The sequence below is a fragment of the Micromonospora sp. CNZ299 genome (assembly GCF_002754415.1).
Map to the genome: position 1 here is coordinate 3,771,853 of NZ_PEFG01000001.1, position 25,079 is coordinate 3,796,931.

At 72.2% G+C, this 25,079-nt stretch carries 22 protein-coding genes; 20 read left to right on the forward strand and 2 right to left on the reverse strand.

Translation table 11 applies throughout. The annotated features are described in order from the left end of the window. Positions 1 to 1,424: 1,424 nt before the first annotated feature. From CLT68_RS17635 to mltG, 6 genes are all read left to right on the forward strand, one after another. On the forward strand, positions 1,425 to 2,132 hold the full coding sequence (locus CLT68_RS17635; protein ID WP_099857286.1) for a hypothetical protein: 708 nt from the start codon (positions 1,425 to 1,427) through the stop codon (positions 2,130 to 2,132). Positions 2,133 to 2,281: 149 nt separating this feature from the next. After that, complete coding sequence (locus tag CLT68_RS17640) at positions 2,282 to 2,746, forward strand: DUF948 domain-containing protein (protein ID WP_088947435.1); 465 nt, start codon at positions 2,282 to 2,284, stop codon at positions 2,744 to 2,746. A 28-nt stretch (positions 2,747 to 2,774) separates the two neighbouring features. Further along, the gene (locus tag CLT68_RS17645; protein WP_088947436.1) at positions 2,775 to 3,080 is read left to right on the forward strand and encodes a hypothetical protein; all 306 of its coding nucleotides are present in this window, start codon (positions 2,775 to 2,777) and stop codon (positions 3,078 to 3,080) included. Next, on the forward strand, positions 3,077 to 5,755 hold the full coding sequence (alaS, locus tag CLT68_RS17650) for an alanine--tRNA ligase (RefSeq protein ID WP_099852239.1): 2,679 nt from the start codon (positions 3,077 to 3,079) through the stop codon (positions 5,753 to 5,755). The genes CLT68_RS17645 and alaS overlap by 4 nt, the downstream gene beginning before the upstream one ends. A gap of 72 nt (positions 5,756 to 5,827) precedes the next feature. Next, entirely contained in the window at positions 5,828 to 6,286 is a 459-nt protein-coding gene (gene ruvX, locus CLT68_RS17655) for a Holliday junction resolvase RuvX (RefSeq protein ID WP_088947438.1), read from the forward strand. Continuing rightward, positions 6,286 to 7,482, forward strand: coding sequence for an endolytic transglycosylase MltG (gene mltG / locus CLT68_RS17660; protein ID WP_099852241.1), 1,197 nt, complete (start codon positions 6,286 to 6,288; stop codon positions 7,480 to 7,482). The genes ruvX and mltG overlap by 1 nt, the downstream gene beginning before the upstream one ends. Before the next feature lie 81 nt (positions 7,483 to 7,563). Here mltG and CLT68_RS17665 read toward each other — a convergent pair whose 3' ends face one another. Further along, the gene (locus CLT68_RS17665) at positions 7,564 to 7,860 is read right to left on the reverse strand and encodes a hypothetical protein (RefSeq protein WP_099852242.1); all 297 of its coding nucleotides are present in this window, start codon (positions 7,858 to 7,860) and stop codon (positions 7,564 to 7,566) included. A 145-nt stretch (positions 7,861 to 8,005) separates the two neighbouring features. On the opposite strand from CLT68_RS17665, the gene CLT68_RS17670 reads away from it, so the two are divergent. The 14 genes from CLT68_RS17670 to CLT68_RS17735 all read left to right on the forward strand — a co-directional run bounded on the left by CLT68_RS17670 (position 8,006) and on the right by CLT68_RS17735 (position 24,290). Then, the gene (locus CLT68_RS17670) at positions 8,006 to 8,869 is read left to right on the forward strand and encodes a shikimate dehydrogenase (RefSeq protein ID WP_099852244.1); all 864 of its coding nucleotides are present in this window, start codon (positions 8,006 to 8,008) and stop codon (positions 8,867 to 8,869) included. 97 nt (positions 8,870 to 8,966) lie between these two features. After that, positions 8,967 to 10,673, forward strand: coding sequence for a glycoside hydrolase (locus CLT68_RS17675; protein ID WP_099852245.1), 1,707 nt, complete (start codon positions 8,967 to 8,969; stop codon positions 10,671 to 10,673). 219 nt (positions 10,674 to 10,892) lie between these two features. Next, positions 10,893 to 12,830: a hypothetical protein gene (locus tag CLT68_RS17680; RefSeq protein WP_099852247.1), complete on the forward strand. Its 1,938-nt coding sequence runs from the start codon at positions 10,893 to 10,895 to the stop codon at positions 12,828 to 12,830. A gap of 133 nt (positions 12,831 to 12,963) precedes the next feature. Further along, the gene (locus tag CLT68_RS17685) at positions 12,964 to 13,479 is read left to right on the forward strand and encodes an acyltransferase (protein WP_231927317.1); all 516 of its coding nucleotides are present in this window, start codon (positions 12,964 to 12,966) and stop codon (positions 13,477 to 13,479) included. Then, a complete protein-coding gene (locus CLT68_RS17690) occupies positions 13,472 to 15,070 on the forward strand; it encodes a lipopolysaccharide biosynthesis protein (RefSeq protein ID WP_099852249.1) in 1,599 nt (532 codons plus the stop codon). The genes CLT68_RS17685 and CLT68_RS17690 overlap by 8 nt, the downstream gene beginning before the upstream one ends. A 68-nt stretch (positions 15,071 to 15,138) precedes the next feature. After that, positions 15,139 to 16,431 (forward strand): O-antigen ligase family protein, encoded by a 1,293-nt coding sequence (locus tag CLT68_RS17695; protein ID WP_486482439.1) that lies wholly within the window; start codon positions 15,139 to 15,141, stop codon positions 16,429 to 16,431. Then, positions 16,428 to 18,056 carry a lipopolysaccharide biosynthesis protein gene (locus CLT68_RS17700; protein ID WP_486482213.1) on the forward strand — a complete coding sequence of 543 codons (1,629 nt, stop codon included), beginning with the start codon at positions 16,428 to 16,430 and terminating at the stop codon, positions 18,054 to 18,056. The genes CLT68_RS17695 and CLT68_RS17700 overlap by 4 nt, the downstream gene beginning before the upstream one ends. 8 nt (positions 18,057 to 18,064) lie before the next feature. Continuing rightward, positions 18,065 to 18,967 carry a sulfotransferase domain-containing protein gene (locus tag CLT68_RS17705; RefSeq protein ID WP_099857290.1) on the forward strand — a complete coding sequence of 301 codons (903 nt, stop codon included), beginning with the start codon at positions 18,065 to 18,067 and terminating at the stop codon, positions 18,965 to 18,967. Next, positions 18,964 to 20,226 carry a phosphotransferase gene (locus CLT68_RS17710; protein WP_099852251.1) on the forward strand — a complete coding sequence of 421 codons (1,263 nt, stop codon included), beginning with the start codon at positions 18,964 to 18,966 and terminating at the stop codon, positions 20,224 to 20,226. The genes CLT68_RS17705 and CLT68_RS17710 overlap by 4 nt, the downstream gene beginning before the upstream one ends. 214 nt (positions 20,227 to 20,440) lie before the next feature. Beyond that, complete coding sequence (locus CLT68_RS17715; protein WP_088947445.1) at positions 20,441 to 20,920, forward strand: glycosyltransferase family 28 protein; 480 nt, start codon at positions 20,441 to 20,443, stop codon at positions 20,918 to 20,920. Continuing rightward, positions 20,917 to 21,585: a glycosyltransferase gene (locus CLT68_RS17720; RefSeq protein ID WP_099852253.1), complete on the forward strand. Its 669-nt coding sequence runs from the start codon at positions 20,917 to 20,919 to the stop codon at positions 21,583 to 21,585. The genes CLT68_RS17715 and CLT68_RS17720 overlap by 4 nt, the downstream gene beginning before the upstream one ends. Continuing rightward, positions 21,582 to 22,505 carry a glycosyltransferase family 2 protein gene (locus CLT68_RS17725; protein WP_099852254.1) on the forward strand — a complete coding sequence of 308 codons (924 nt, stop codon included), beginning with the start codon at positions 21,582 to 21,584 and terminating at the stop codon, positions 22,503 to 22,505. Before CLT68_RS17720 ends, CLT68_RS17725 begins: the two co-directional genes overlap by 4 nt. Before the next feature lie 103 nt (positions 22,506 to 22,608). Continuing rightward, a complete protein-coding gene (gene aroC / locus CLT68_RS17730) occupies positions 22,609 to 23,787 on the forward strand; it encodes a chorismate synthase (RefSeq protein ID WP_099852256.1) in 1,179 nt (392 codons plus the stop codon). Further along, on the forward strand, positions 23,787 to 24,290 hold the full coding sequence (locus tag CLT68_RS17735) for a shikimate kinase (RefSeq protein ID WP_099852257.1): 504 nt from the start codon (positions 23,787 to 23,789) through the stop codon (positions 24,288 to 24,290). Before aroC ends, CLT68_RS17735 begins: the two co-directional genes overlap by 1 nt. Before the next feature lie 57 nt (positions 24,291 to 24,347). Here CLT68_RS17735 and CLT68_RS17740 read toward each other — a convergent pair whose 3' ends face one another. Beyond that, a complete protein-coding gene (locus tag CLT68_RS17740; protein ID WP_099852259.1) occupies positions 24,348 to 25,076 on the reverse strand; it encodes an alpha/beta fold hydrolase in 729 nt (242 codons plus the stop codon). Between the last annotated feature and the right edge of the window lie 3 nt (positions 25,077 to 25,079).

The following is a 25,079-nucleotide window of genomic DNA, read 5'->3' on the forward strand; positions in this document are numbered from 1 at the left end:
CCGCAGCGCGGTACGACGGCACGCCGGCCGGTGCCGTCCCGCCGGTCGCGGATGGCCTGCGACCCGACCCCGCCATCGACCGTGACCCGCGTACCGCCCGGCGCCGGCCAGGCCCGGTCGACCCCGGCGCGCCGGAGCCCACCGGCTCCCGTGCCGCCGAGCGCTCCCGCCCGGCAGCCGGCGGCCACCGCCGCGCCGCTGAACCCGACGAGCCGATGGTGCCCCGCTCGGGCAACGCGCCGCCGGTGCCCGCAGCGTCCGGCGGTCACAGCGGCGCGACGCCTACCATCGCCCCCACCGACGGCACGGGTCGCCGCCGGGCCAGCTCCGACGAGCCGGAGCGGCGTACGCCGGCCGGCGGCGAACCTCGACCGGACCGCCCGGAGCGGCCCGCCGACTGGCTGCGCCAGGCCGGTCGCCTGCCGCACACCGACCCGGGCCTGCCGGTGGTCAACCGCCGAGGCGGGCCCCCGCCGGCCGAGGGCCGGCGTCCCGTACCGCCCGCCAGCGCCGGTGACATCGTCGACCCGGCGGCCGGTCGGCTCGGCGTACCCGATCCGGCCGCGGAGCGCTCCGCTGGCCGCCGGCCCGCCGGGCCGCCGACCGACCCGGGCTCGGAGGGACCCACCGGTCGTCGTGCCGTACGCCCCGACGCGTCGGGTTCCACCGGAGAACAGTCGACCCCCTATCCGCCGGCGACCGGCGACCGTCCCGGCCGGGGCCGGGGCGCCGCAGCGTCTGCTCCGGATCCCACAGTGCGGCGTGGTCGTGGGGCTGCTGGTCCTGGTCCGGACGGGATGCCCGCTCCGGATCCGGCCGGTCGGCGACGTCCGCCCGTCGAAGGTGGCCCGGGTCGACAGGGGCCGACGAGCGACCGGGGCGACGACCCTTATGCCGCTGGACGACCCGCGCCCGGTGCCGGCCCCGCCGCACCGGTTCGGGGTGCCGCCCGTTCCACTCCGCCCGGTCGGGCCCGGCCCGTTGCGGGTGAGGCACCGGGCGCCGGCCCCCGCGACGCCGTCCGTTCGGAGGGCCCGGCTCGTGCCGCCGTGCCTCCGGGTGGAGACGGGCCGCCACGTCCGCGTCCGGACGGTCCGGCCCGCGCCGCTGTCCGCCCACCCGGTGGGATGCAACCGCCCCCTGCCGACGAACGGGCGAGCGGCGCGCCGGGCGGCGGACCGGGTTCTCCCGGGCAGGCCCGTGGTGGTGCGCAGGTCGGTCGACCGGTGCCACCTGACCGTGCCGCCGGCCGTGCCCTGCCTCCGAATCGGGAGCCCGGCCGAGCCGAGCCGAGCGGTGTCGCGCCGGTGCCGCCACCCGGCCGCCCCGGCGATCCCGTCGGTGTGGCCCGCGCCGCAGCCGTGGTGCCGTCCCCGTCCGGCCCGGTGGACCGCCCGGCACCGGATCCGTCCGGCGGGCCGGCCCTGCGCCCGGCGGATCAGGACTCGCCGGACGACGGCGCCGCAGCGGGTGCCCGGGCCGAGGCGCACCGCGAGTCGCGTGAACGACGCCGGCTGCGTGCGGCGGTGCTGGCGCTGGTCAGCATCGTGCTGCTCGGTGCGGTGCCGCTCTTCTTCGGCATCCGGACGTTGAGTCGTGACCCGGTCTTCGACAACCTGGACAAGCTCGACGTGCCCGGCTGGGCTGCCGCGAAGACCGTCGACGACGTCAGCGGCAGCCGGTGGTGTCTGCTCGACTGCCGGCTGCGTGAGCGCACCGTCACCTCGGAGAAGGCGCCGGACGAGACGGCGAAGGCCTACGAGAACGCGTTGCGTCAGGACGGTTGGCAGCCGTGGAAGGTGAGCCGCTGCCCGGAGCAGGAGACCAAGGGCAGCTACACCTGTTGGCGGCGCGACGAGTTGACGCTCGACCTGTGGGTCCGCGAGCCGACCTGTGTGCCGCCGCCGGTCGACGGCGAGCCGGCCGTCGTGCCCTCGACCGATCCGTCTGCCGATCCGTCGGCCGCTGCGACAGGGTGCACCGGCTCGTTGGTGTCGGTGAAGGTGCGCAACGCGATCGACGACGAGCGGACCAGGCCGCAGCCGACCACCGACCCGTCACTGACCGGAGAGGATCCGTTCCCGACGGTCAGCGGTGATCCGCTGGGGGAGCTGACACCCTCACCGTCCTGAGCCGGCCTCCATCACGGACGGTAGGGTCTGGGGCTGGCGGGCATGCCCGCTACCGGTGAGCGTCGACGACTCGACGACCGGTACGGGTGCCATCGTTGTGCGTTCCGAGGACGTCGGGTCCTGCGGAACTCTGCTTGAGGAGGACAGGCGTGGGCGACATTGGAGCCATCGCGGCGCTGATCGCGGCGTGCGCGTTCGCGGTGCTGGTGCTCATTCTGACGCTGCCCATCCTGCGGTTGCGGCACACGGTTGACGCCACCACCCGCATGATCAACGACCTCAACGACCGGACAGCGCCGCTGCTCGGTGACGTGAACACCACTGTGAAGAACGTCAACACGGCGCTGGAGCAGGTGCAGACCTCGCTCGACGGTGTCAACCTGCAGCTGGCGAAGGTCGACACGATGACCAGCCACGCGCAGAACGTCACCGCCAACGTCGCCAACCTGGCCACCGTGGTCTCCGCGGCGGCTGCCAACCCGCTGGTCAAGGTGGCCGCGTTCGGCTACAGCGTGCGCAAGGCCGCCGCCGGCCGTCGGCACGCCGAGACCGAGCGTGAGGTCCGCGACACCATCAAGCAGCAGCGGCGGGCCGCGCGGCGCGGCAACCGCTGACCGGCCGCGCACCAGGAGGTAACGAGACATGAGGCGTCTGTTCTGGCTCGGTATCGGAGTGGCCGTCGGTGTGATCGTGGTCCGCAAGGCGACCCGGACCGCCCAGGCGTACACACCGGCCGGCATCGCCAGCACGTTGACGGAATCCGCTGGCGGGCTGGTCGAGTCGCTGCGTAGCTTCGTGGAGGACGTGCGGGTCGGCATGGCCGAGCGCGAGCAGGAGATCCACCAGGCGTTCGCCCAGGGCGAGGCGTTCGACGATCAGTTCGCCGAGCTGCGGGAAGACCCGCGGATCGGTGATCGGGAAATCTTTCCGGAGGAACACCAGCGATGAAGACGGCGGAGATCAAGCGACGGTACCTCGCGCACTTCGAGGCGAATGGCCACACCGTGGTGCCGTCCGCTCCGCTGCCCGCCATCAGCGACCCGAACCTGTTGTTCGTCAACGCCGGCATGGTGCAGTTCGTGCCGTACTTCCTGGGGCAGCAGACTCCCCCGTACCAGCGGGCGGTCAGTGTGCAGAAGTGCCTGCGCACCCCGGACATCGACGAGGTCGGCAAGACCAGCAGGCACGGCACGTTCTTCCAGATGAACGGCAACTTCTCCTTCGGTGACTACTTCAAGGCCGGCGCGATCCCGCTGGCCTGGGAGCTGTCCACGAAGCCGATCGCCGAGGGTGGCTACGGGCTGGACCCCGAGCGGATCTGGCCGACGATCTACCTCGACGACGACGAGGCGTACGAGATCTGGCGGTCGGTGGGTGTGCCGGCCGATCGGATCGTCCGCCGGGGCAAGGCGGACAACTTCTGGTCGATGGGCATTCCCGGGCCGTGCGGCCCGTCGTCGGAGCTGTTCTACGACCGGGGCCCGGAGTACGGCCGGGAGGGCGGCCCGGCGGTCGACGAGGACCGGTACATGGAGTACTGGAATCTCGTGTTCATGCAGTTCGAGCGGGGCCCGGGCACCACCAAGGAGGACTACCCGATCCTGGGTGACCTGCCGGCGAAGAACATCGACACCGGCATGGGCCTGGAGCGGATGGCCTCGATCCTGCAGGGCGTCGACAACCTGTACGAGATCGACGAGGTCCGGCCGATCCTGGCGCGGGCGGCGGAGCTGACCGGTAAGCGGTACGGCGCGCACTCCGGGCACGTGGCCAGCGAGTCGCACCCGGACGACGTCCGGCTGCGGGTGATCGCCGACCACGTGCGCACGGCGCTGATGCTGATCGGCGACGGCGTGACCCCGTCCAACGAGGGGCGCGGCTACGTGCTCCGCCGGATCATGCGCCGGGCGATCCGGTCGATCCGGCTGCTCGGCTGGCAGGATCGCGCGCTGCCCGAGCTGCTGCCGGTGGCCCGCGACTGCATGGCCCCGTCGTACCCGGAACTGGCGACCGACTTCGACCGGATCGCGGACTACGCGTACGCGGAGGAGGAGGCGTTCCTGTCCACCCTGCGTGCCGGCACGACGATCCTGGACACCGCGATCGCCGAGACCCGCACCGCGGGAGGCAGCTCGCTGTCCGGGGCGAAGGCGTTCCAGCTGCACGACACGTACGGCTTCCCGATCGACCTGACCCTGGAGATCGCCGCCGAGCAGGGCCTCCAGGTGGACGACGAGGGGTTCCGGCGGCTGATGGCCGACCAGCGGACCCGGGCGAAGGCGGACGCGCAGGCCCGCAAGACCGGTCACACCGACCTGTCGGCGTACCGGTCGGTGCTCGACTCGGGTGGCCCGGTGACGTTCACCGGCTACAGCGAGGTGGCCCGCGAGTCGACGGTCCGGGCGCTGCTCGGTGCCGACGGTCCGCGCCAGGCGGCGACCGAGGGCGACACCATCGAGCTGGTTCTCGACACGACGCCGTTCTACGCCGAGGGCGGTGGTCAGCAGCCCGACCAGGGCATGATCACCGTCGGTGGTGGGCAGGTCGAGGTGCTCGACGTGCAGCAGCCGGTGCCCGGCCTGATCGTGCACCGCGCCCGGGTGATCCGGGGTGAGGTGCGCGCCGGTGAGGCCGGCTACGCCGAGATCGACACGACCCGGCGGCGGGCGATCTCCCGGTCACACACCGCCACGCACCTGGTGCACCAGACCATGCGCAACTTCCTCGGTGAGTCGGCGACCCAGGCGGGGTCGCTGAACGCGCCCGGTCGGCTCCGGTTCGACTTCAACACCCCGACCGGGGTGTCGCCGACCGTCCTGCGGGACGTGGAGCAGCAGGTCAACGAGGTGCTCCTGGCCGACCTGGAGGTGCACGCCTTCATCACCTCGCTGGACGAGGCGCGGCGGATCGGCGCGATGGCGCTCTTCGGCGAGAAGTACGGCGAGGAGGTGCGGGTCGTCGAGGTGGGCGACTACGCCCGGGAGCTGTGCGGCGGCACGCACGTGGCCCGCTCGGCCCAGCTCGGCCTCGTGAAGATCCTCTCCGAGTCGTCCATCGGCTCCGGCGTCCGCCGGGTCGAGGCGCTGGTCGGCATGGACGCCTTCGGCTTCCTGGCCCGTGAGCACCTGCTGGTCTCCCGGTTGGCGGAGCTGTACAGGGTGCCCAACGACCAGGTCGCCGACCGGGTGGAGCAGACCGTCACCCAGCTCCGGGACGCGGAGAAGGAGCTGGAGAAGCTGCGTGCCCAGCTGGTGCTGGGTGGTGCGGCGGCGCTCGCCGCGCAGGCCAAGGACGTGCGCGGGGTCGCGTACGTGGGCACCGAGGCGCCGGAGGGCGCGGCCGGTAACGACGTGCGGACCCTGGCTCAGGAGATTCGCGGCAAGATCGACCCGGCGCGGCCGGCGGTGGTCGCGGTGGCGGCCCGGTCGAACGGCAAGGCGTCCCTGGTGGTGGCGGTCAACGCGGCCGCCCGCAGCCGTGGCCTGGCCGCGTCGGAGCTCGTGAAGGCGGCGTTCTCCGGGCGCGGCGGTGGCAGCCCGGACCTGGCCCAGGGTGGCGGACTGCCGGCGACCGAGGCTCCGAACCTGCTGCTCACCGTCGAGAAGGCGATCACCGAGGCGTGATGGGCGATCACTCTCAGCCAGGGCGGGCCATCTGGTCCGCCCTGGTTCGTACCCACCGGGTGGTGACCGTCGGTGGTTGAGTTCAAGCGCGGTGTGCGGATCGGTGTGGATGTCGGTCAGGTGCGGGTGGGGGTCTCCCGCTCGGATCCGGACGGGATCCTGGCAACGCCGCTGGTCACGCTGGCCCGTGATCTGACGGCGGCGCCGGACGCGGTGCCGAGCGACCTCGCCGAGTTGGCCGCGCTGGTGGCCGAGCACGAGGCCGTTGTGGTTGTCGTCGGCCTTCCGGTCAATCTCGCGGGCAAGCATGGCCCTGCGGCCGTCCATGTGAAGGCGTACGCTGACCGACTGGTCGATGTGATAGCGCCCGTCCCGGTAACGCTCACTGACGAGAGGATGTCGACCGTGGTCGCTTCTCGTAGGCTTGCCGAGCGTGGCGTCCGAGGTAAACGTCAACGTGCGGTTGTCGACCAGGCGGCCGCGGTGGAGATCCTGCAGAGCTGGCTGGATGCGCAGCGGAGGCGGACGTAATGATCGACGATCTGGACCTTGGGTTCGACGAGCCGGAGCGGGGGGAGAAAGGCCGGCATCGGCGCGGCTTCCGCAAGCGCAACGGTAAGTCCGGTGGCGGCGGCCGGGGCAAGACGTTCCTGGCTCTGCTGATGGCCCTGGTCCTGCTGGGCGGCATCGGTGGTGGCGCGTTCTACGGCTTCGACCGCATCCAGAACTACTTCGTCACCCCCGACTACGACGGTGCCGGGTCCGGTGAGATCACCGTCGAGATCAAGAACGGGGCGCTGATCGCCGACATGGCGGACGCCCTCGTCGCGGCCGACGTGGTGAAGAGCCAGAAGGCGTTCATCGAGGCGGCCGAGGCCAACTCCCGCAGCAAGAACATCCAGCCGGGCACGTACAAGCTGCGCAAGCAGATGAGCGGCGAGAGTGCCGTCACCGCGATGCTCGACCTGAAGAACAAGATCGTCAACGGGCTCACCATCCGCGAGGGCCTCACCGCCAAGAACATCTACAAGCTGCTCTCCGACAAGACCAAGATCCCGGTCAAGGAGTTCGAGGCAGCCGCGAAGGACCCGGAGGCGCTCGGCGTTCCGGACTGGTGGTTCAAGCGCGAGGACGGCAAGAAGGTCGTCAAGTCCGTCGAGGGCTTCCTCTACCCGGACACGTACGAGATCCCGCCGAAGGCCACCGCGGAGAGCATCCTCAAGCTGATGGTGGACAACTTCCTCACCGTGACCGAGGAGATGAAGTTCGCCGACCGGGTGCAGAAGGAACGCAAGGTCAGCCCCTACGAGGCGCTGATCGTCTCGTCCCTGGCCCAGGCCGAGGCGGGTAACAAGGACGACCTCGGCAAGGTCGCCCGGGTGGCGTACAACCGGGTGTACGGCGAGTTCAACTGCAACTGCCTGGAGATGGACGTCACGGTCAACTACTACCTGGAGTCGATCGGCAAGCCGACCAAGTCGTCCAAGCAGATGACGGCGGCCGAGTTGGACGACCAGAGGAACCCGTACAACCGTAAGCTGCGGGGTCTGGTGCCCACCCCGATCAACAACCCGGGTAAGCAGGCCCTGGAAGGGGCGATGGCCCCGCCGACGGGCAAGTGGCTCTACTTCGTGGCGATCGACAAGCAGGGCCACTCCGAGTTCGCCGAGACGTACGAGCAGCACCAGCGCAACGAGGCCAAGGCCCGGGAGGCCGGCATCATCTGACCGGCCGTGGCACGACCAGAAAGGCTCCCTTCCCGACGGTGACCGAAACTGCGGTCTCGTCGGGAAGGGAGCTTTTTTGAGTCAGCGCTGACGCATTTGTTGCGCCATTGTCAGTGACTCGTTCCGGTCAACGAACGGGTGCGCGTTCAGGAGCGCCCACACGCCGTTGCTGTTCTGCTTTCGCAGCGCGAATGTGCCGTTGTAGCCGGTGTTCCGGTTGACGACGCCGTACGCCTCGCGCCAGGTCAGAGCTGGTGGTTGTCCGACCGGCTGCCCTCTGCGGCGTCCGCACGGGGGCGCGGCGATCATCAGCGAAAGACTGAAGACCGCGGTAGTCGCGACAAGGGCACGCAGAATGCGTTTGAAGGTTTCCCCCATTTTTTCGGTCGGCCGTACCGCCGTAAGAATGCATCGCCGTCAAGCGATTGTCGGGCCGTCGAACATTGTCCGCGGTCCCGTTCTCTGGTGGCGTGGCCTGCGTGCTGGGTAGGGTCGATCCGAACATCGCGGAGGGCGGAGATTGATGCGGAACACGGCAGGGGTCCCGGGCGATACGACCCGTAGGGCCGCGGTGCTGGGCAAACCGATCGCGCACTCCCTCTCCCCGGTGATCCACACCGCCGGTTACGCCGCCGCCGGTCTGACCGGGTGGTCGTACACCCGGATCGAGTGCGCGGCGGCGGAGCTGCCGGATCTGGTCGCCGGCCTGGGCCCGGAGTGGGCCGGGTTGTCGGTGACCATGCCGGGCAAGGAGGCGGCGCTCGCCGTGGCCGCGCAGGCATCCGCGGTCGCCGCCGCCGTCGGCGCGGCCAACACGTTGGTACGCCGTTCGGACGGCTCCTGGTATGCCGACAACACCGACGTCGCCGGCATGGTGCAGGTGCTCACCGCCGCCGGGGTGAGCGCGGGTGCCGCCGTGACGGTGCTCGGCGCCGGTGGCACAGCCCGCGCCGCGCTGGCCGCCGCCGCCCAGTTGGGCTGCCCGGCGGTGACGGTGGTCGCCCGCCGACCGGAGGCGATCGACGAGCTGCGGCCGGTGGCCGATGCCCTGGGCGTCGCGCTGACCCCCGCCGGCTGGGCTGACGCGCCCCGGTGCCTCTCCCCCGCTGACCTGGTCGTCTCCACAGTGCCGAAGGGGGTCGCCGACCCGTTGGCCGGCGAGGTGGCGTGGCGGCCGGGGAGGGTGCTCTTCGACGCGATCTACGACCCGTGGCCGACGCCGCTGGCCGCTGCCGCCGCCGCGGCCGGCCTTCGGCTGGTGTCCGGTTTGGACCTCCTGTTGGCGCAGGCGGTCGGTCAGTTCGAGCAGTTCACCGGCGTGGTCGCCCCCGTCGGGGCGATGCGGAAAGCGCTGGGGGAGGCGACGTCAGCCGACTTTCTTAGCTGACGGTTAAGACGCGCTTACGGGAAACTGTCGTCCCGGCGACAAGTCCTGGTCATCGATACGCTGCTCACCGTTACGGACGCAGACACAGGGAGTTTCCTTGACCAGGCACGGACTGCACCGCATCACCCGGTTCCGCTCCGGACCCCGGCGCAAGGCCATTGCCATCGGCGTGGTCGGCGGATCGGTGGTGGCAGGCATCGTGGCGACCATGATGCCGCTGCTGGCCAGCGACGACCTGTCGATCCGGGCGGTGGCGGACACCACCGCGACGGCGGTGACGCAGGACGGGGACAACGCCGCCAAGACGACGCTGGCCACCTGCCCGACGCGCTGCGACGGCAACCCGCGTGGTGGCCGGGAGGCGGTCATCGAGTTCGCGGTGACCACAGTGCCGGCCGCCGCGGTCAACGTCCGGGCGACGCTGCGGGTGCACGCCTGGCAGCAGTTCGCCGCCACGGTGACGGCGCACGCCTCGCCGCTGAGCGCCCGCGAGGCCCGGCCGGGTCTGGCAGCGACCGGCGACGCGCTGGACAGCGTGACCGGTGTGTCCAAGGGCTTCAACGAGTGGGACGTCTCGAAGCTGGTCACCGGCAACGGCACCTGGACGGTCTCGCTGGCCCAGACGGGTCTGGAGAGCCGGATCTACTGGGCGTCGGTCGAGAACCGCAGTCCGGATCTGCGCCCGAGCCTGGTGATCAGCTACGACCTCGGGTCCCGGCCGTCGCCGGTGACGACCACCCGGCCCGCGCCGCCGCCGGCACCGAGCGCCTCGCCGACCACCGCCTCGCCGAAGCCCTCGCCGACCGTCGCCCCGAGCCGGACGGCGACCCCGAGCGCGAGCGGCACCCTTCCGTCCGGCCAGTGCGGGTCCGTGTCGGCCAAGCTCGTTCCCTCCTGCGGCGCGTGGTGGGGCATGTACTCGCCCGCCGGGTCCGCCGGCGGCTGGGACCACGGCAAGGCCGTCGCCGACGTGGAGGCGCAGGTCGGCCGCAAGTTCGACATCGTGCACCGCTACCACGACTTCTCCAACGCCGGCAGCAACGGCGCCTTCCCGGACGCGTACGAGCAGCAGCAGATGCGCGAGGGTCGGCTGATGTTCTTCGCCTGGGAGTCCCGCAACTTCTCGGCTGGCACCACGCTGAAGTGGTCCGACGTCTACAACGGCAAGCAGGACGAGACCATCGACGCGGTCGCCGGCCGTATCCGCGCCGCCAAGGTGCCGGTCTTCATGGGCTTCGACCACGAGCCCGAGGACGAGCCGAACAAGGGCAGCGACGCCGACTTCGTCCGGGCCTGGCGCTACGTCCACGAGCGGTTCGCCCGGGCCGGCGCGACCAACGCGGTCTGGGTCTGGACGATGATGGGCTGGTCGGGCCACTACTCCCGGTACGCCGGCCTGTACCCCGGTGACCAGTACGTCGACTGGGTGGCCTACGACCCGTACAACTTCCACGTCTGCAACGGCAGCACCGTGTGGAAGAGCCCGAGCACGACGGTGAGCGGTTTCTACCGCTGGTTGGACGACAACGGTATCGGCGCCGGCAAGCCCCGGATGCTCGCCGAGTTCGGCACCAACTTCGACGCCGCCGACCCGGGCGCCAAGCAGCGCTGGTTCCAGGAGTTCCCGGCGGCGCTGAAGGCGCATCCCAAGATCAAGGCCGCCATCTACTTCAACTCGGCCGGCATGACCAGCCGGACGTCGACCTGCGACATGACGATGAACCACAATGCCGCGGCAGTGGCCGGCTTCGCGAAGGCCGGTCAGGACCCGTACCTGCGGCAGCCCACCGGGGGGAGCCGCTGACGACCATGACGCGCTGACGGGACGCCGTTCGCCGGGGTCGGGCATCCGACCTCCGGCGTTCTGTCGGCTTGCAGATTCATGCACCGCCCAATCGGCGGATTTTGTTTACCAGGCTGGACGAGGCACGCTACCTCGGGTTCTCATCCATCTTGGAGGCGAAGCGTGCCCAAACTCTCGCACTTGTGGCGTTCTGCAGGACGACGTCGTGCTCGGGCGGGGGTGGTCGCGTTGGCGATCGTCGCCGCAGTTCTGGGCGTGCCCACGCCCACGTCGGCTGCGGTGGTTCCGGTCCCGGAGACGGCAACCCTGGTGTCGGCGAACCCCGCCGACGTGACTCCGCACGCGCGAGACGGTGAGACCCGTGCCTTCGCGCAGGTGGGCAACACCGTCTTCGTCGGCGGCAGCTTCACCCAGCTCCGGCAGACCGCCGGCTCCGCGTGGGTCACCCAGCGCTACCTCTTCGCGTACGACCGGACCACCGGCACCATGTCCACCACGTTCCTTCCGGTGCTCGACGGGGCGGTCAACACGCTCGTCGCCGGCCCGGGCGGCACGCTGATCGTCGGCGGCACCTTCAAGAACGTCAACGGCGTCTCGCGCAAGAACCTGGTCGCGCTCAACCCGTCGACCGGCGCGATCATCGACACCTGGGTCGGGCGCTCCGACGGCGGCACGGTCCGTGACCTGGTGCTGCACGGCAACTGGTTGTACGTGGCCGGCGCGTTCAACTGGCTCAACGGCACCGCGCACGCCGGTCTCGGCCGGCTCAACGCGACCACCGGCGCGATCGACCCGAGCTTCGTCATCGACGCCACCGTCGGGCGGCACAGCACCACGTCGTACGTCTGGACCATCGACGTCACCCCGGACGGCAACACGCTGGCCGTCGGCGGCAACTTCACGCTCGTCAACGGCCTGGCGCGCAACCAGATGGCGCTGGTGGACGTCTCCGCGACACCCACGCTGATCGACTGGAGCACCGACAAGTTCATCGCGCCGTGCGCGGCGCCGGCGACCTTCGTGCACTACGTGCAGGACGTAAAGTTCGGCGCCGACGGCAGCTGGTTCGTGGTCGGCACCAACGGCGGCAGCGGCTGGCCGGCCGCGTACTGCGACGCCCTGGTCCGCTTCGAGACCGCCGCGCGGGGCAGCGGTCAGCTCGCCACCTGGGCCGACTACACCGGCAACGACACCATCACCTCGGTCGAGGTCGCGGACAACGTGATCTACCTGGGTGGGCACTTCCGCTGGCTCAACAACCCGAACGCCAGCGACAACGCGGGCGCGGGCGCTGTCGACCGGCTCGGCATCGCCGCCGTCACCCCGGCGACCGGTATGCCGGTGAACTGGAACCCTCGCCGTAGCGGCGGCGCCTCGATGCCCTCGGGCACCAGCACGTGGGGTTCGTCGGTGCCGGTGCTCTGGCGAGGCTCGGACGGCCTGTACTTCGGGCACAACTCCGATGGCATGGGCGAGGAATACCACGGCCGCCTCGGCATGTTCCCGCTCGCCGGAGGTCGTACCTTCACCCCGAAGAACCCGCCCGCCGCCACCACCGGCAACCTCTACGTGAACACCGCTCCGGGCACCGTGGCGAAGGTGCCGTTCGACGGTGTCGCCCTGGGCACCCCGGCCACGGTCAGCCAGCCCGCGTACACGGCGGCCGGCGCGACCTGGCGGGTGGACGACCGGATCTACTGGTCGCACACGGTGGCCGGCACGCCGACCGGCAGCCGGATCGACGTGTCGCTGTTCAACGGTGGGGCGATCGGCTCTCCGTGGGAGGCGTCCGGCTACAACGACTGGTACAACCCGGCGTTGCTGACCGGCGCCTTCTTCCTCGACGGTCGGCTCTACTACACCCGTACCGGGGCCAACGGTCTCTATTACCGCTACTTCGAGATCGATGGCAACTACCTCGGTGCCACCGAGTTCACCCTGCCGACCACTGGCGTGACCTGGTCGACGGTGCGTGGCATGGCCTGGGTGGGTGGCCGGATCGTCTACGGTGCCACTGACGGCGCTCTGCGCAGCGTGCCGTTCGACCCGACGGCGGGGCCGAGCGCGGCGGTCGATGGTGCCACGGCGACTGTGATCAGCACGGCGACGCCCGAGTTGTCCTGGTCTACCCCATCGACATTCTTCTCCGTACAGTAACGGTCAACCGTTCGTAACGGAGCATCGGTAGATTGTTCACGTTGGGCCGGTGGCGGTGGTTCATCCGCCGCCGGCCCCGCGATGTGGGGGAGGGTCGTTGCTCGGCGCCGCTGGCATCCGTACGAGACGCGCGGTGCGTCTGCTCTTCGCGGTCAAACGCGGCTGGTACCGGCTCCGCTATCGGCGACTGACACTCGGCCGGGACGTGGAGATCCGTGGTCGGATCCGGCTGCGCCGCGGCGTGCGGGTGACCATCGGTGACCGCACCCGGTTGAACAAGCTCGTCCGCTTCGCGGGCCCCGGCGAGGTTCGCGTCGGCGCCGACTGTCTGCTCAACGCGACCTGGATCGGCACCTGGACGTCGGTGACAGTGGGGGACCGGTGCCTCCTGTCGGACTGCGAGCTGCTCGACAACGACTTCCACAACCTGCCGCCCGCGCAGCGGCACGCGCCTCCCGGCCCCGCCACCCGCGCCCCGATCGTCCTCGAGGACAACGTGTGGGTCGGCGCGCACGCCCTGGTCATGAAGGGCGTACGGATCGGCCGGGACAGCGTCGTGGGCGCGGCCACTGTGGTCCGGACGGACGTCGCACCCGGCGTCGTGGTCGTCGGCAATCCTCAACAGACGGTGAAGAAGTTCCATGACTGATGCAGCTCCCGGCCCCTGGTCCACCGACGCCCCGTCCTCCGGGACCTCCGGCGCGGTGACACTGACCGACCTGCTGCGGGTGCCGATGCACCGGCTGCGGTTGGTGGCGGCGGTGGCGATGGTCGGTCTGCTCGCCGCGCTCGGCTACGTGCTGCTGGTGCCTGCGGCGATGAGCGCGAGCGCCGTGGTGGCGGTCCGGCCGGTGGTGACCGACGCGTTCACACCCAGCGGCGCGGGCGCCGACCGCGCGGTCAACATGAACGTGGAGAGCGGCATCGCCACCGGCACCGAGGTGGTGCAGCGGCTCGCCGACTCCGCCGGCGGCGACCCGCGCGACATCCGCAACGCGCTCGAGGTCGAGGTGCCCACCGGTGGGCAGATCCTGCGCTTCACCTACCAGGCGGGCGAAGCGCAGCGGGCGGTGCAGAGCGCCAACATGGCCGCCCAGGCCTACCTGGACGTGCGACGCACGATGTACGAGCAGCAGCGCACCGAGATGCTGCGTTCCTACGACGACAGCATCACGAAGGTCGTCGCTCAGCAGACCGCGCTGCAGAAGCGGGCGAACACCGCCAAGGACACCGCCGCCGGGGATGCGCTGGTGGCCGAGCTGGCCGGGATCAACAACCAGCTCACCCAGCTCAACGCCGCCCGTACCGAGATCGCCGCAGTGGACGTCAACCCTGGGTGGGTCACCCAGACCGCCGAGAAGGCGCTGGTCACCTCCGCCGGGCACCGACCGCTCTATCTGGTCGCCGGGCTGCTCGGTGGGGCGCTGATCGGCATCGTGCTGGCGTACGCCTGGGAGTCGACCGACCGGCGGGTCCGTTCGGTCGCCGACGGGCGGGACGCCACCGGCCTGCCGCTGCTCGGCACTGTGCGCCGCCCGGCGTTGCGGGGCAGCGCCCGGGCGGTCGACGCCGACATCCGGTACGTGGCGATGGCCGTCGCCGAACGGGTCCGTCAGCCCGCCCGGGTGGCGCTGCTCACCGCCCGGGAGGACGCCACCGCGCTCACCGCGGGGCTCGCTGTGGCGCTCGCCGCCGACGGTCGTGAGGTCTTCGTCGCCGACGACAGCGGGCGCACCGAGCGGCTGCGCGCCACAGTGCTCGCCGACCGGGGGCGGCTGCCCATCGACCCGTCCCGGCCGCTGGTGCCCAAGCCCCGCCCGGCCGGCAGCACCACGGTCGCCGCTGGCGGCGCGGACAGCACGGCCCCCCGCCGGCCCTCGCCGCACCCGCCCGGCGCCCGCCCGTCCACCGACCCGGACGCCACGCTGACACTGCCCCGGGTGTCGTCCGGCCGCCCGGACAACGGCCGGGTCGTCGACCCGGAGGAGGTGGCCGTGGGCGTGGGCAGCGTCCGGTTCGGCACCTGGCGGCAGGGTGCGGACCACGGCCTGGTGCTGTTCAACGCCCCGCCCGCGGAGTCCGACGAGCGCGGCGTCGCGGTGGCCCGGCAGGGCAGCGCGGTGGTGGTCGTCGAGCGGGACCGCACCCGGCAGAGCGACCTGCGCCGCCTCGTGGAGCGGCTGCGCGCGGCCGGCGTCACCCCGCTGGGCTTCGTGCTCACGCGCAACGGCCGGGCCTGACGGTGTCGGTCACCCGCGCCCCGGCGACCGAACCGCCGCCCGGAGGCGCTCCGGCCGCCGTCGCCCCGGTGCCGCGGCCCGCGCCGCCCCGACTGCCGCTCTGGCCGCTGTCGCTGATGTTCGGCCTGGTGCCGCTCTGGTGGCTGCTCGGCGCGTTCTACCTCGGCTGGCCCCTGCTGGGTGCGCTGCTGTTCGCGTTGCTGCTCACCCGGGGTCGGGTGCCGCTGCCGCCGGCGGTGGGCATCTGGCTGCTGTTCCTGGCCATCGTGGTGGTCAGTGCCACCCAGCTCACGTCGCCCGCCTCGCTGCTGACGTTCGCGCTGCGCCTGGCCTTCTACCTGACCGCGCTGGTGGTCGGGGTCTACGTCTACGCCGCCGCGCGGGAACGCGCCAGCCTGATGGCGGTGCTCACCCCGCTCTGCGCGTTCTGGTTCGGGCTGGTGGCGCTGGGCTGGCTCGGGGTGCTGCTGCCCCGGTTGGCGATGACCACCCCGATGGAGGTGCTGCTGCCTTCAGGGGTGGCCGGCACCCCGTTCATCCAGGACATGGTGCACCTGACCACGGCGGAATACAGCGCCCGGTCGCTGAACCCGATCTACCGACCGGCCGCGCCGTTCGCGTACACGAACAACTACGGCAGCGCGTACGCCATGACCCTGCCGTGCATGGTCGCGTACGCGATGCTGCGTCGGCGGGGGGTGCTGCGCTGGGCGTTGCTGGCGTCGCTGCCGTTGTCGCTCGCGCCGGCGTTCCTCACCCTCAACCGGGCGATGTTCCTGAGCCTCGGCGCCGGGCTGGCGGTGCTCGGGGTGCGGGCCAGCCTGCGCGGCAACGTCCGGGTCGCCGCCTCCATCGTCGGGGTGGTGGTGATCGGCGCGTTGGCCACGCTGTTCATTCCGATCACCGACCTGATCAGCCAACGGGTCGACTCCAGCGACACCAACACCGACCGGCTCTCGCTCTACACGGAGGTGATCCGCCGGGTGCAGGAGTCGCCGTGGTTGGGCTACGGCGCGCCGGTGAACGTCGACACCGTCTCCGCGGCCGCGCCGATCGGCACCCAGGGTCAGCTGTGGATGGTGCTGTTCAGCCACGGCGTGCCCGCGCTCATCTGTTTCCTGGCCTGGTTCGTCGCCGCCGCGGTGATCTGCGCGCGGGCGACCTCGGCGGCCGGGCAGTGGTTGGCGGTGGTGCCGGTGGTCTGCCTGGTCCAGGTCCCGTTCTACGGCATGGCCAATCAGAACCTGGCGGTCGCGTTCTTCGCTGTCGCCTTCGCGATGGCGCTCAGCGAACGCGAACGGCTGACCGGGTTGGCCGTACCGCGACCGCCCGCCACGCGGGACCCGGTGGTGCTCGCATGACCGCCGCCACCCGACCTCCGGTCGGCCCGACGCCGGTCGGCCCGGACGAGCCGGTGGCTCAGGCCGCCGCCGTGGCGGCGGACGCGGGCTCGGCCGAGACCCGCCGCAGCGCCCGCAGCGGCGTGGCCGGGCTGCTCGGCGCGGCCACCAGCGGCCTGTTCGGCTTCGTGCTGGCCGTGGTGATCACCCGGGGGTACGGCACGGCCGGCGCGGGCGCGTTCTTCGCCGCCATCGGAGTGGTCACCGTGGCCACCGCGGTGTGCACGCTCGGCGCGGAGACTGGCCTGATGTGGGCGCTGCCCCGCCGTACGGCCGGGGTGCGCGGGGACGCGGCGCGGCTGCTCCCGGTGGCGCTGATCCCGCCGCTGCTGGCCGGGCTCCTGGTCGCCGGGGTCGGCGTGCTGGTCGCCGACGCGCTCGCTCCCCGGCTGCTGGGCGGTTCCGGTGCGAGCGGCGACGCGTTGCTCACCGTCACGTTCGCCGCGGTGCCGGTGGTGGTCGCCATGACCCTGTTGCTGGCGGCGCTGCGCTGCGTGCGACCCATCCGGGCGTACGTCGGGGTGCAGTTCCTCCTGCTGCCGGTGGCCCGCCCGGTGCTCGTCGGCGCCGCCGCGCTCGCCGGTGGCGGCCTGCTCGCCGGCATGACCGGCTGGTTGGTGCCGGCGGCATTGGCGCTGCTGGCCTGCCTCATCCTCGTCGCCGGCCCGCTCGGGTTGGGCCGGGGCGCGACGCTGCGCCCGGTTCGCTCCGACTGGTCGACGTTCTGGCGCTTCGCGCTGCCCCGGGCCGCCTCGGCGGCCATCGACGCGGGCAGCATGTGGGTGGGTGTGCTGCTCACCTCGGTGCTGGCCGGCCCGGCGGACGCGGGCGTGTTCGGCGCGGTCGGCCGGTACGTGCTGGCCGGCCAACTGGCCATGCAGGGCCTGCGGGTGGCGGTGTCGCCGCAGTTGTCCCGGCTGCTCGGGCGTGGCGAGCGGGCGGCGGCGGCGGCCGTGCACCGGCAGTTGACCATCTGGGGGCTGGTGCTGTCCTGGCCGGTGTACCTGCTGCTGGCGGTGTTCGCGCTGGCCTTCCTCCAGCTGTTCGGGCCGGAGTTCACCGCTGGCGTGCCGGCGATGACGGTGCTCGCGCTGGCGATGCTGGTCAACACCGGGGTGGGCAACGTGCAGAGCCTGCTGCTGATGGGTGGGCGCAGCGGACTGCACCTGGTGGCCACGGTCGCCGGGTTGACGGTGACCGTCTCGCTGGGCCTCTGGCTGATCCCCAGCCACGGCGCCACTGGCGCGGCGGTGGCCTGGGCCGCGGGCATCGCCACCGAGAACCTCACCGCCGCCGGGTTCGCCCGGTCGGTGGTTCGGGAGCCGCTGTTCGACGCCGCGATGGTGCGCGCCGCGGCGGTCACGGTCGCCGGTGTGGGATTGGCGGCCGGCGCCGGCGTGCTGGCGGGCGGTCGCGGCCTGCCCGGCCTGTTGGTGGCGCTGGCGGTGCTGCTGGCCGGCTGCGTCGGCATGTTGACGTTGCCCCGGGTGCGCGCCGGCATCCGGGGGACCATGAGGCAGATCCGTGCAGGGGACAACGCGGCCACGGCCGCCGAGCCCACTCCGGCATCGACGAGAGGCAGGTGAGGTCCGTCGTGGCGTCCATCCGTGACCGGGTCAAGCAGTTGGTCCCGACCCAGGTGACCACCCGGGTGAAGGAGTCGCTGGTCGACTACGGGGTACGCACCAGTGATCGCCGGCCGCTGCCGGACTTCCTGATCATCGGCACCAAGCGGGGTGGCACCACCTCCCTGTGGAACTACCTCATTCAGCACCCGCTGGTGCCGCGCCTCTTTCCCGCGTGGAACACCAAGTCGGCGCACTACTTCGAGGAGCACTGGGCTCGCGGCGAGTCCTGGTACCGCTCGCACTTCCCGACCGAGCGGCACCGGGACGCGCTGGCCAAGCGGCACGGCGGGCCGGTCCGGGTCGGTGAGGCAGCCCCGCTGTACATGTTCCACCCCCTCGCCGCGCAGCGGGTCGCCGCGCTGATGCCGACGGTGAAGCTGATCGTCCTGCTGCGGGACCCGGTGGAGCGGGCGTACTCGCACTGGAAGGAACGCCGCACCCACGGCATCGAGCCGTTGGACTTCCCCGACGCGCTGGCCGCCGAGCCGGAGCGCACGGCGGGGGAGCGGGAGCGGCTGATCGCGGAGCCGGAGTCGTTCAGCGAGGCGTACGACTGGTACACGTACCGGGCCCGGGGGCGTTACCTGGAACACCTGGAGCCGTGGTTGGAGCGCTTCGACCGGCAGCAGATCCTCTTCCTGCCCAGCGAGGACCTCTACCGCGACTCCCGCGCGACCTATCGGCGCACGCTCGACTTCCTCGGGCTGCCGGCGTACGACCTGCCCAACTTCAAGGTCTACAACGACCGGCGCTCGTCCCCGTTGGAGCCGGCGGTGCGCGCGGAGCTGACCGACTACTACCGGCCGTACAACGACGCGTTGCGTCAGCGGCTCGGGCTGGACCTCGACTGGTCGGACCGTCCGGCGTGACGACGAGGGTGGGCCCGACCACGGACCCGCGCTCGCGGGCGGACGGTCTGGGCTGGGTGAGCCGCGCGGTCTTCCCGGACGACCGGGTCGGCCTGACCGTGGGCGGTGCCCTGCCGGCCGGCCACCAGGCGGTGGCCCGGTACGCGGTCGTGCCCTCGATCGCCCGGGCGAGGTTCCTGGTGCCGCTGGGCTCATCCCGGGCCGGAGCGGCGTCGCTGCTGGCGTACAACGCCCTCCGGCCACCGAAGGTGCGCGCGCTACGGGCGGTGCTGGGCGGCCTGGCCCGGTTCGGTCAGGTGGGCCTCGCCCCCTTTCCGACGCTGACCGTCTCGGTGCCCGCCGGAGCGTCGGCGGCCGAGCTGCTGCTGACCGAGCGGCTCGCCGCGGATCTGGGAGGCGCGCCGCTGCTGGCAGCCTGCGGGGTGCGGCCACCCGACCCGAACGCCAAGCCGACCCTGCAACTCTTCACCGCCGATGGTCGTCCGCGCGGGTACGCGAAGATCGGTTGGAACGACGCGACCCGCGCGCTGGTCACCGCGGAGGCGGCGGCGCTGCGGGCGTTGCGCGCGGTGACCGGCGTGCCGGATCATCCGACGCCGCCGGGGCTGCTCACCGAGACGGCGTGGGCGGGTCAGGTGGTCGCGGTGATCGAGCCGTTGCCACCAGGCGTACGCGGTGTGCCGGTCGACGACCCGCCACGGATCGCGGCGCTGCTCGCGGTCGCCCGACGCGGCGGCCCGGCGGGTGCGCCCCGACCACTGGCCGGTTCCACCTTCCTGACCCGGTTGGCCGGGCTGGCCGATCGGGCCGCCGCGGTCGAGCCGGCCGGTGCGCGGGCGGTAGCCGCGGTTTCCGCGCTGGGCCGCCGGCATGGCGACACCCGCGTCGAGTTCGGCCACTGGCATGGTGACTGGGTGCCATGGAACCTGGGCTGGCATGCCGGCCAGTTGGTCGCCTGGGACTGGGAGCACAGCGGTCCGGACGTGCCGATCGGGTTCGACCTGGCGCACGACGCGTTCCAACGGGCGCTGGTGCTGCGGGGAGAGTCGGCCGACGCGGCGGCATCGGCCGTCGACGGGCACCTGGGCCGGCACGGCGACCGACTCGGCCTCGACGCGGCGCAGCGTCGGCTGGTCGCGGACGCGTACCTGGTGGAGATGTGGTTGCGCACGTGGCGGCTGGCCGACGCGGGCGCGGGCTGGAACGTCGCGCTGCATCCCGCACTGCTGGACGTCATAGAGAAAAGACATAGCGGCTGATCCGGGGAATCGCGGCGTCGAGGATGCGGCGCAGAGTGACGACAAAATCGCAGGTGGTGATGACGGTCGATGGGTCCTCGGGCGATCGGTGCGCCGGACAGCCCGATGTGGAGATCGACATCTCGTCCGGTCGCGCTATTCAAGGACCGGGGAACGTGTGATCTGCTTCTGCGTGGCGTGAACTGAAATTCCAAGCGAACTTGTGGGGAGTCGCGTGGACACGAAGAACGATGACGGTACGGCGCCGGTGCTGCTGCTGGTCGGATCCAGCGGCGGACACCTGGCCCAACTACTCGCCCTGCGGCCCTGGTACGAACAGTGGCAGCGCTGCTGGGTCACCTTTGACACCCCGGAGGCGCTGTCCCTGCTCAACGGTGAGGATCTGGTGCCCGCGCACCACCCGACCACCCGCAACGTGCCGAACCTGCTGCGCAACGCGCTGCTGGCCTGGCGGGTCCTGCGGGCCCGGCGGGTCGCCGCGGTGGTCACCACCGGTGCCGGCGTGGCGGTGCCGTTCGTGGTGCTGGCCCGGCTGCGGCGCATCCCGACCGTCTACATCGAGGTGTACGACCGGATCGACACCCCGACGCTGACCGCCCGGCTCTGCCGCCCGTTCCTGTCCGCGATGCTCGTGCAGTGGGACGAGCAGCGCCGGCAGTACCCCGAGGCGACCGTCGTCGGGACGCTGCTGTGACCGGGGAGACGGGCACCGCCCGGCGTCCGCAGCCGACAGTGGAGTCGTCCCGCCTGCCGCGTCAGCGCGACAGCGCGTCGACGGCCCAGCTCAAGCTGCTGGTGGCGGTCGGCACCGACAAGCACCCCTTCGACCGGCTCGTCGACTGGCTGGCACAGTGGCACGCGCAGGTCACCGCCCCGGTCGGACTGACCGTGCAGCACGGGCACACGAACGCGCCGTCGCTGCCCGGCGCGGTGCCGTTCCTCGGCCACGACGAGTTGCAGCAGGCGATGGTCCACGCCGACCTGGTGGTCTGCCACGGCGGCCCGGCGACAATCCTGGAGGCCCGCCGGCACGGCCACCTGCCCATCGTGGTTCCCCGGGACCCGACGCGCGGTGAGCACGTCGACGACCACCAGCTTCTCTTCGCCCGCCGCCTCGGCGCGGCCGGGCTGGTGGCGCTCTGCGAGACCCGGGAGGCACTGCACGACGCGTTGACGACCGGGCTGGCCGACCCTTCCCGGTACGCGGTGGCCGCCGACCCCGACGCACACGAGGCGCGACGGGCGGCGGTGGCCCGGGTCGGGCGGATCGTCGACGACCTGGTTGCCGGTTCGACCCCGCGCCCATCCCGGTGGCGGGTCCGGTCCCGGCCACGTCCGGGCACGAAGGAGACCCGATGACCCAGCAGCCCAGCGTCAGCGTCGTGGTGCCCACCCGGGACCGTCCCGAGCTGCTGCGGGCAGCGGTGCGCGCGATCCTGGCCCAGGAATACCCGGGCTCGATCGAGGCCGTGGTGGTGTTCGACCAGTCCGCGTCGGACGAGTCGCTGACCGAGCTGGCGACCGGGCCGGACCGCGCGGTGCGGGTGATCCACAACTCCCGTACGCCGGGGTTGGCTGGTGCGCGCAACAGCGGGACCGTCGCGTCCGGCGGTGAGCTGGTCGCGTTCTGCGACGACGACGACGAGTGGCTGCCCGGCAAGCTGGCCGCCCAGGTCGACGCGCTGGCCGCCCACCCGGAATCCGAGTTCGTCTGCTGCGGCATCCGCGTCAGCTACGACGGGCACACCGTCGACCGGGTGCTCGACAAGGACCGGATCACCCTGGACGACCTGCTGCGTGACCGGATGACGGAGCTGCACCCGTCGACCTTCCTGATCCGCGCCAGCGCGCTGCGCGACGGCTTCGGTCTGGTCGACGAGGAGATCCCGGGCAGCTACGCGGAGGACTACGAATTCCTGCTCCGGGCCGCGCGCAGCGCGCCGCTGATCAACCTGCGTACGCCGTCGGTGCTGGTCCGCTGGCACAAGCGCTCGTACTTCGCGCAGCGGTGGGACACCATCTCCGAGGCGTTGCAGTGGTTGCTGGAGCGCTACCCGGAGTTCGCCACCCAACCGGCCGGTGCGGCCCGCGTCGCCGGGCAGATCGCGTTCGCGCAGGCCGCCTCCGGTGATCGCCGGGGCGCCTTGCGCTGGGCGCGACGCACCCTGCGCAGCAATCCGCGCGAGCCGCGCGCCTACCTGGCCCTCGCCGTCGCCGGTCGGGTGGTCCGGGCCGACGCGGTGCTGCGCACCCTGCACAAGCGCGGTCGGGGGATCTGAGCCGCCGCCGGCACCCGGTCTCCAGCCGGGTGCCGGCGTCCGCAGGGCGGGACGCGCCAGGCAGCACGGCGGGGCGGCCACCGGCCGTGACAGACTGACCGACGTGTTGCGCTGGCTGACTGCAGGTGAATCGCACGGTCCCGCCCTCGTCGCGATGATGGAGGGGGTGCCGGCCGGCATCGAGGTGACCACCACCGTGATCGCCGACGAGCTGGCCCGGCGGCGGCTGGGCTACGGCCGTGGCGCCCGGATGTCGTTCGAACGCGACGAGGTCGAGCTGCTCGGCGGCCTGCGGCACGGCGTCACCCTGGGCAGCCCGGTGGCCATCCGGGTCGGCAACTCCGAGTGGCCGAAGTGGCAGACCGTGATGGCCGCCGACCCGGTCGACCCCGACGAGCTGGCCCGGCAGGCCCGCAACGCCCCGCTGACCCGCCCCCGGCCGGGCCACGCCGACCTGGCCGGCATGCAGAAGTACGGCCACACCGACGCCCGGCCGATCCTGGAACGCGCCAGCGCCCGGGAGACCGCCGCCCGGGTCGCCGTCGGCGCGGTCGCCAAGGCCCTGATCCGTCAGGCGCTCGGCATCGAGATCGTCTCGCACGTCGTCGAGCTGGGCCCGGTGGCCGCGAAGCCCGGTCTGCGCCCCACCCCGTCCGACGCCGCCCGCATCGACGCCGACCCGCTGCGCTGCCTCGACGCGGAGGCCAGCGCCCTGATGGTCGCCGAGGTCGATGCCGCGAAGAAGGCCGCCGACACCCTCGGCGGAGTGGTCGAGGTCCTGGCGTACGGGGTGCCGCCGGGGTTGGGCAGCCACGTGCAGTGGGACCGCAAGCTCGACGCCCGACTGGCCACCGCGCTCATGTCCATCCAGGCGATCAAGGGCGTGGAGATCGGTGACGGCTGGCAGCAGGCCCGGTCCCGTGGCTCGCAGGCGCACGACGAGATCATTCCGTCGGCCACCGGCGTCCGCCGGGTCACCGACCGGGCCGGCGGGCTGGAGGGCGGCATCACCACCGGTGAGCCGTTGCGGGTCCGCGCCGCGATGAAGCCGATCTCGTCGCTCAACCGGGCGCTGGCCACCGTGGACGTCACGACCGGCGAGCCGGCCACCGCGATCAACCAGCGGTCCGACGTGTGCGCGGTGCCCGCCGCGGCGGTCGTCGCCGAGGCGATGGTGGCGCTGGTGCTCGCCGAGGCGGCCACCGAGAAGTTCGGTGGGGACTCGATCGCCGAGATCCGCCGCAACCTGGCCGGATACCTCGACGCGCTGGTCATCCGCTGATGGCCCCGCTCGTCGTGCTGGTCGGCGCGCCCGGCTGCGGCAAGACCACCGTCGGGCGGGCGCTCGCCGACGCCCTCGGGGTGGAGTTCCGCGACACCGACACCGACATCGAGCAGATGGCCGGTAAGCCGATCCCGGAGATCTTCATCGATGAGGGTGAGGCGCACTTCCGTACCCTGGAGCGGGCCGCGGTGGCCGCGGCGCTGGCTGCCGGCACGGGCGTGCTCGCCCTCGGCGGCGGCGCGGTGCTGGCCGAGGAGACCCGGGCCGCCCTGGTGGGGCACCGGGTGGTGCACCTCTCGGTCGAGTTGCCCGACGCGGTGAAGCGGGTCGGGCTCGGCACCGGCCGTCCGCTGTTGGCGCTCAATCCGCGGGCCACCCTCAAGCACCTGATGGACCAGCGCCGGCCGCTCTACGCCGAGGTCGCCACCGCGACGGTGACCACCGACGGGCGGGCCCCGGCGGCGATCGTCGACGAGATCACCGCCCTGCTGCCCCGCTGACGTCGGCCCGGCCGGTGAGCTACCGGCCGGGCGACGGGTGCCTTCCCGGGGCCGCGCTCAGCCTCGGGCCGCGGCGTCGAGCACGTCGGCCAGGGCCTTCGGCTCGCTGAGCATCGGCCAGTGCCCGGTGGGCAGTGCGAACAGCTTGCCACCGGCCAACCCGGTGAAGTACGGGTGGCCCTCGCTGATCATCTGCTCCACCACCGCCAGCGGAAACGTGCAGGCGACCAGTGCGGTCGGCACCGGACGCCCGCCGGTGCGCCGCACCGGGTCGGTGGCGGCCCGCAGCGGCTGCGGGGTGGCCTGGGCGCGGAGCAGGGCCAGCGTCGGCTCGTCCAGGCCGGCCAGGTTGGTCGGGTCGGCGGCCGGATCCCAGGCCGGCGGCGGCAGCAGGTGCCCGTCGCCGATCGCGGCCCGCAGGTGCTGCTGCTCCTCCGGGGGCACTGTGTCGAACTGCGCGGTGCCGTTGGGCAGCGGACCACTCTCCACGTAGACCACCCGGGCGATGCGGTCCGGAATGCGATCCGCCGCCTGGGCGACCGGCATGCCGCCGCCGGAGTGCCCGACCAGCAGCACGTCGCGCAGATCCTCGACCTCGATCAGCCGGACGATGTCGCGGGTGTGCGTCTCCAGGCTCACCTCCGGCCCGGCCAGGTGGTCGCGCTCGGCCAGCCCGGTCAGCGTCATCGGGTGCACGTCGTGACCCTGCGCGCGCAGGGTCGCGGTCACCTCCCGCCACGCCCAGGCCCCCAACCAGAAGCCCGGCACCAGTACGAACGTCGCCATCTG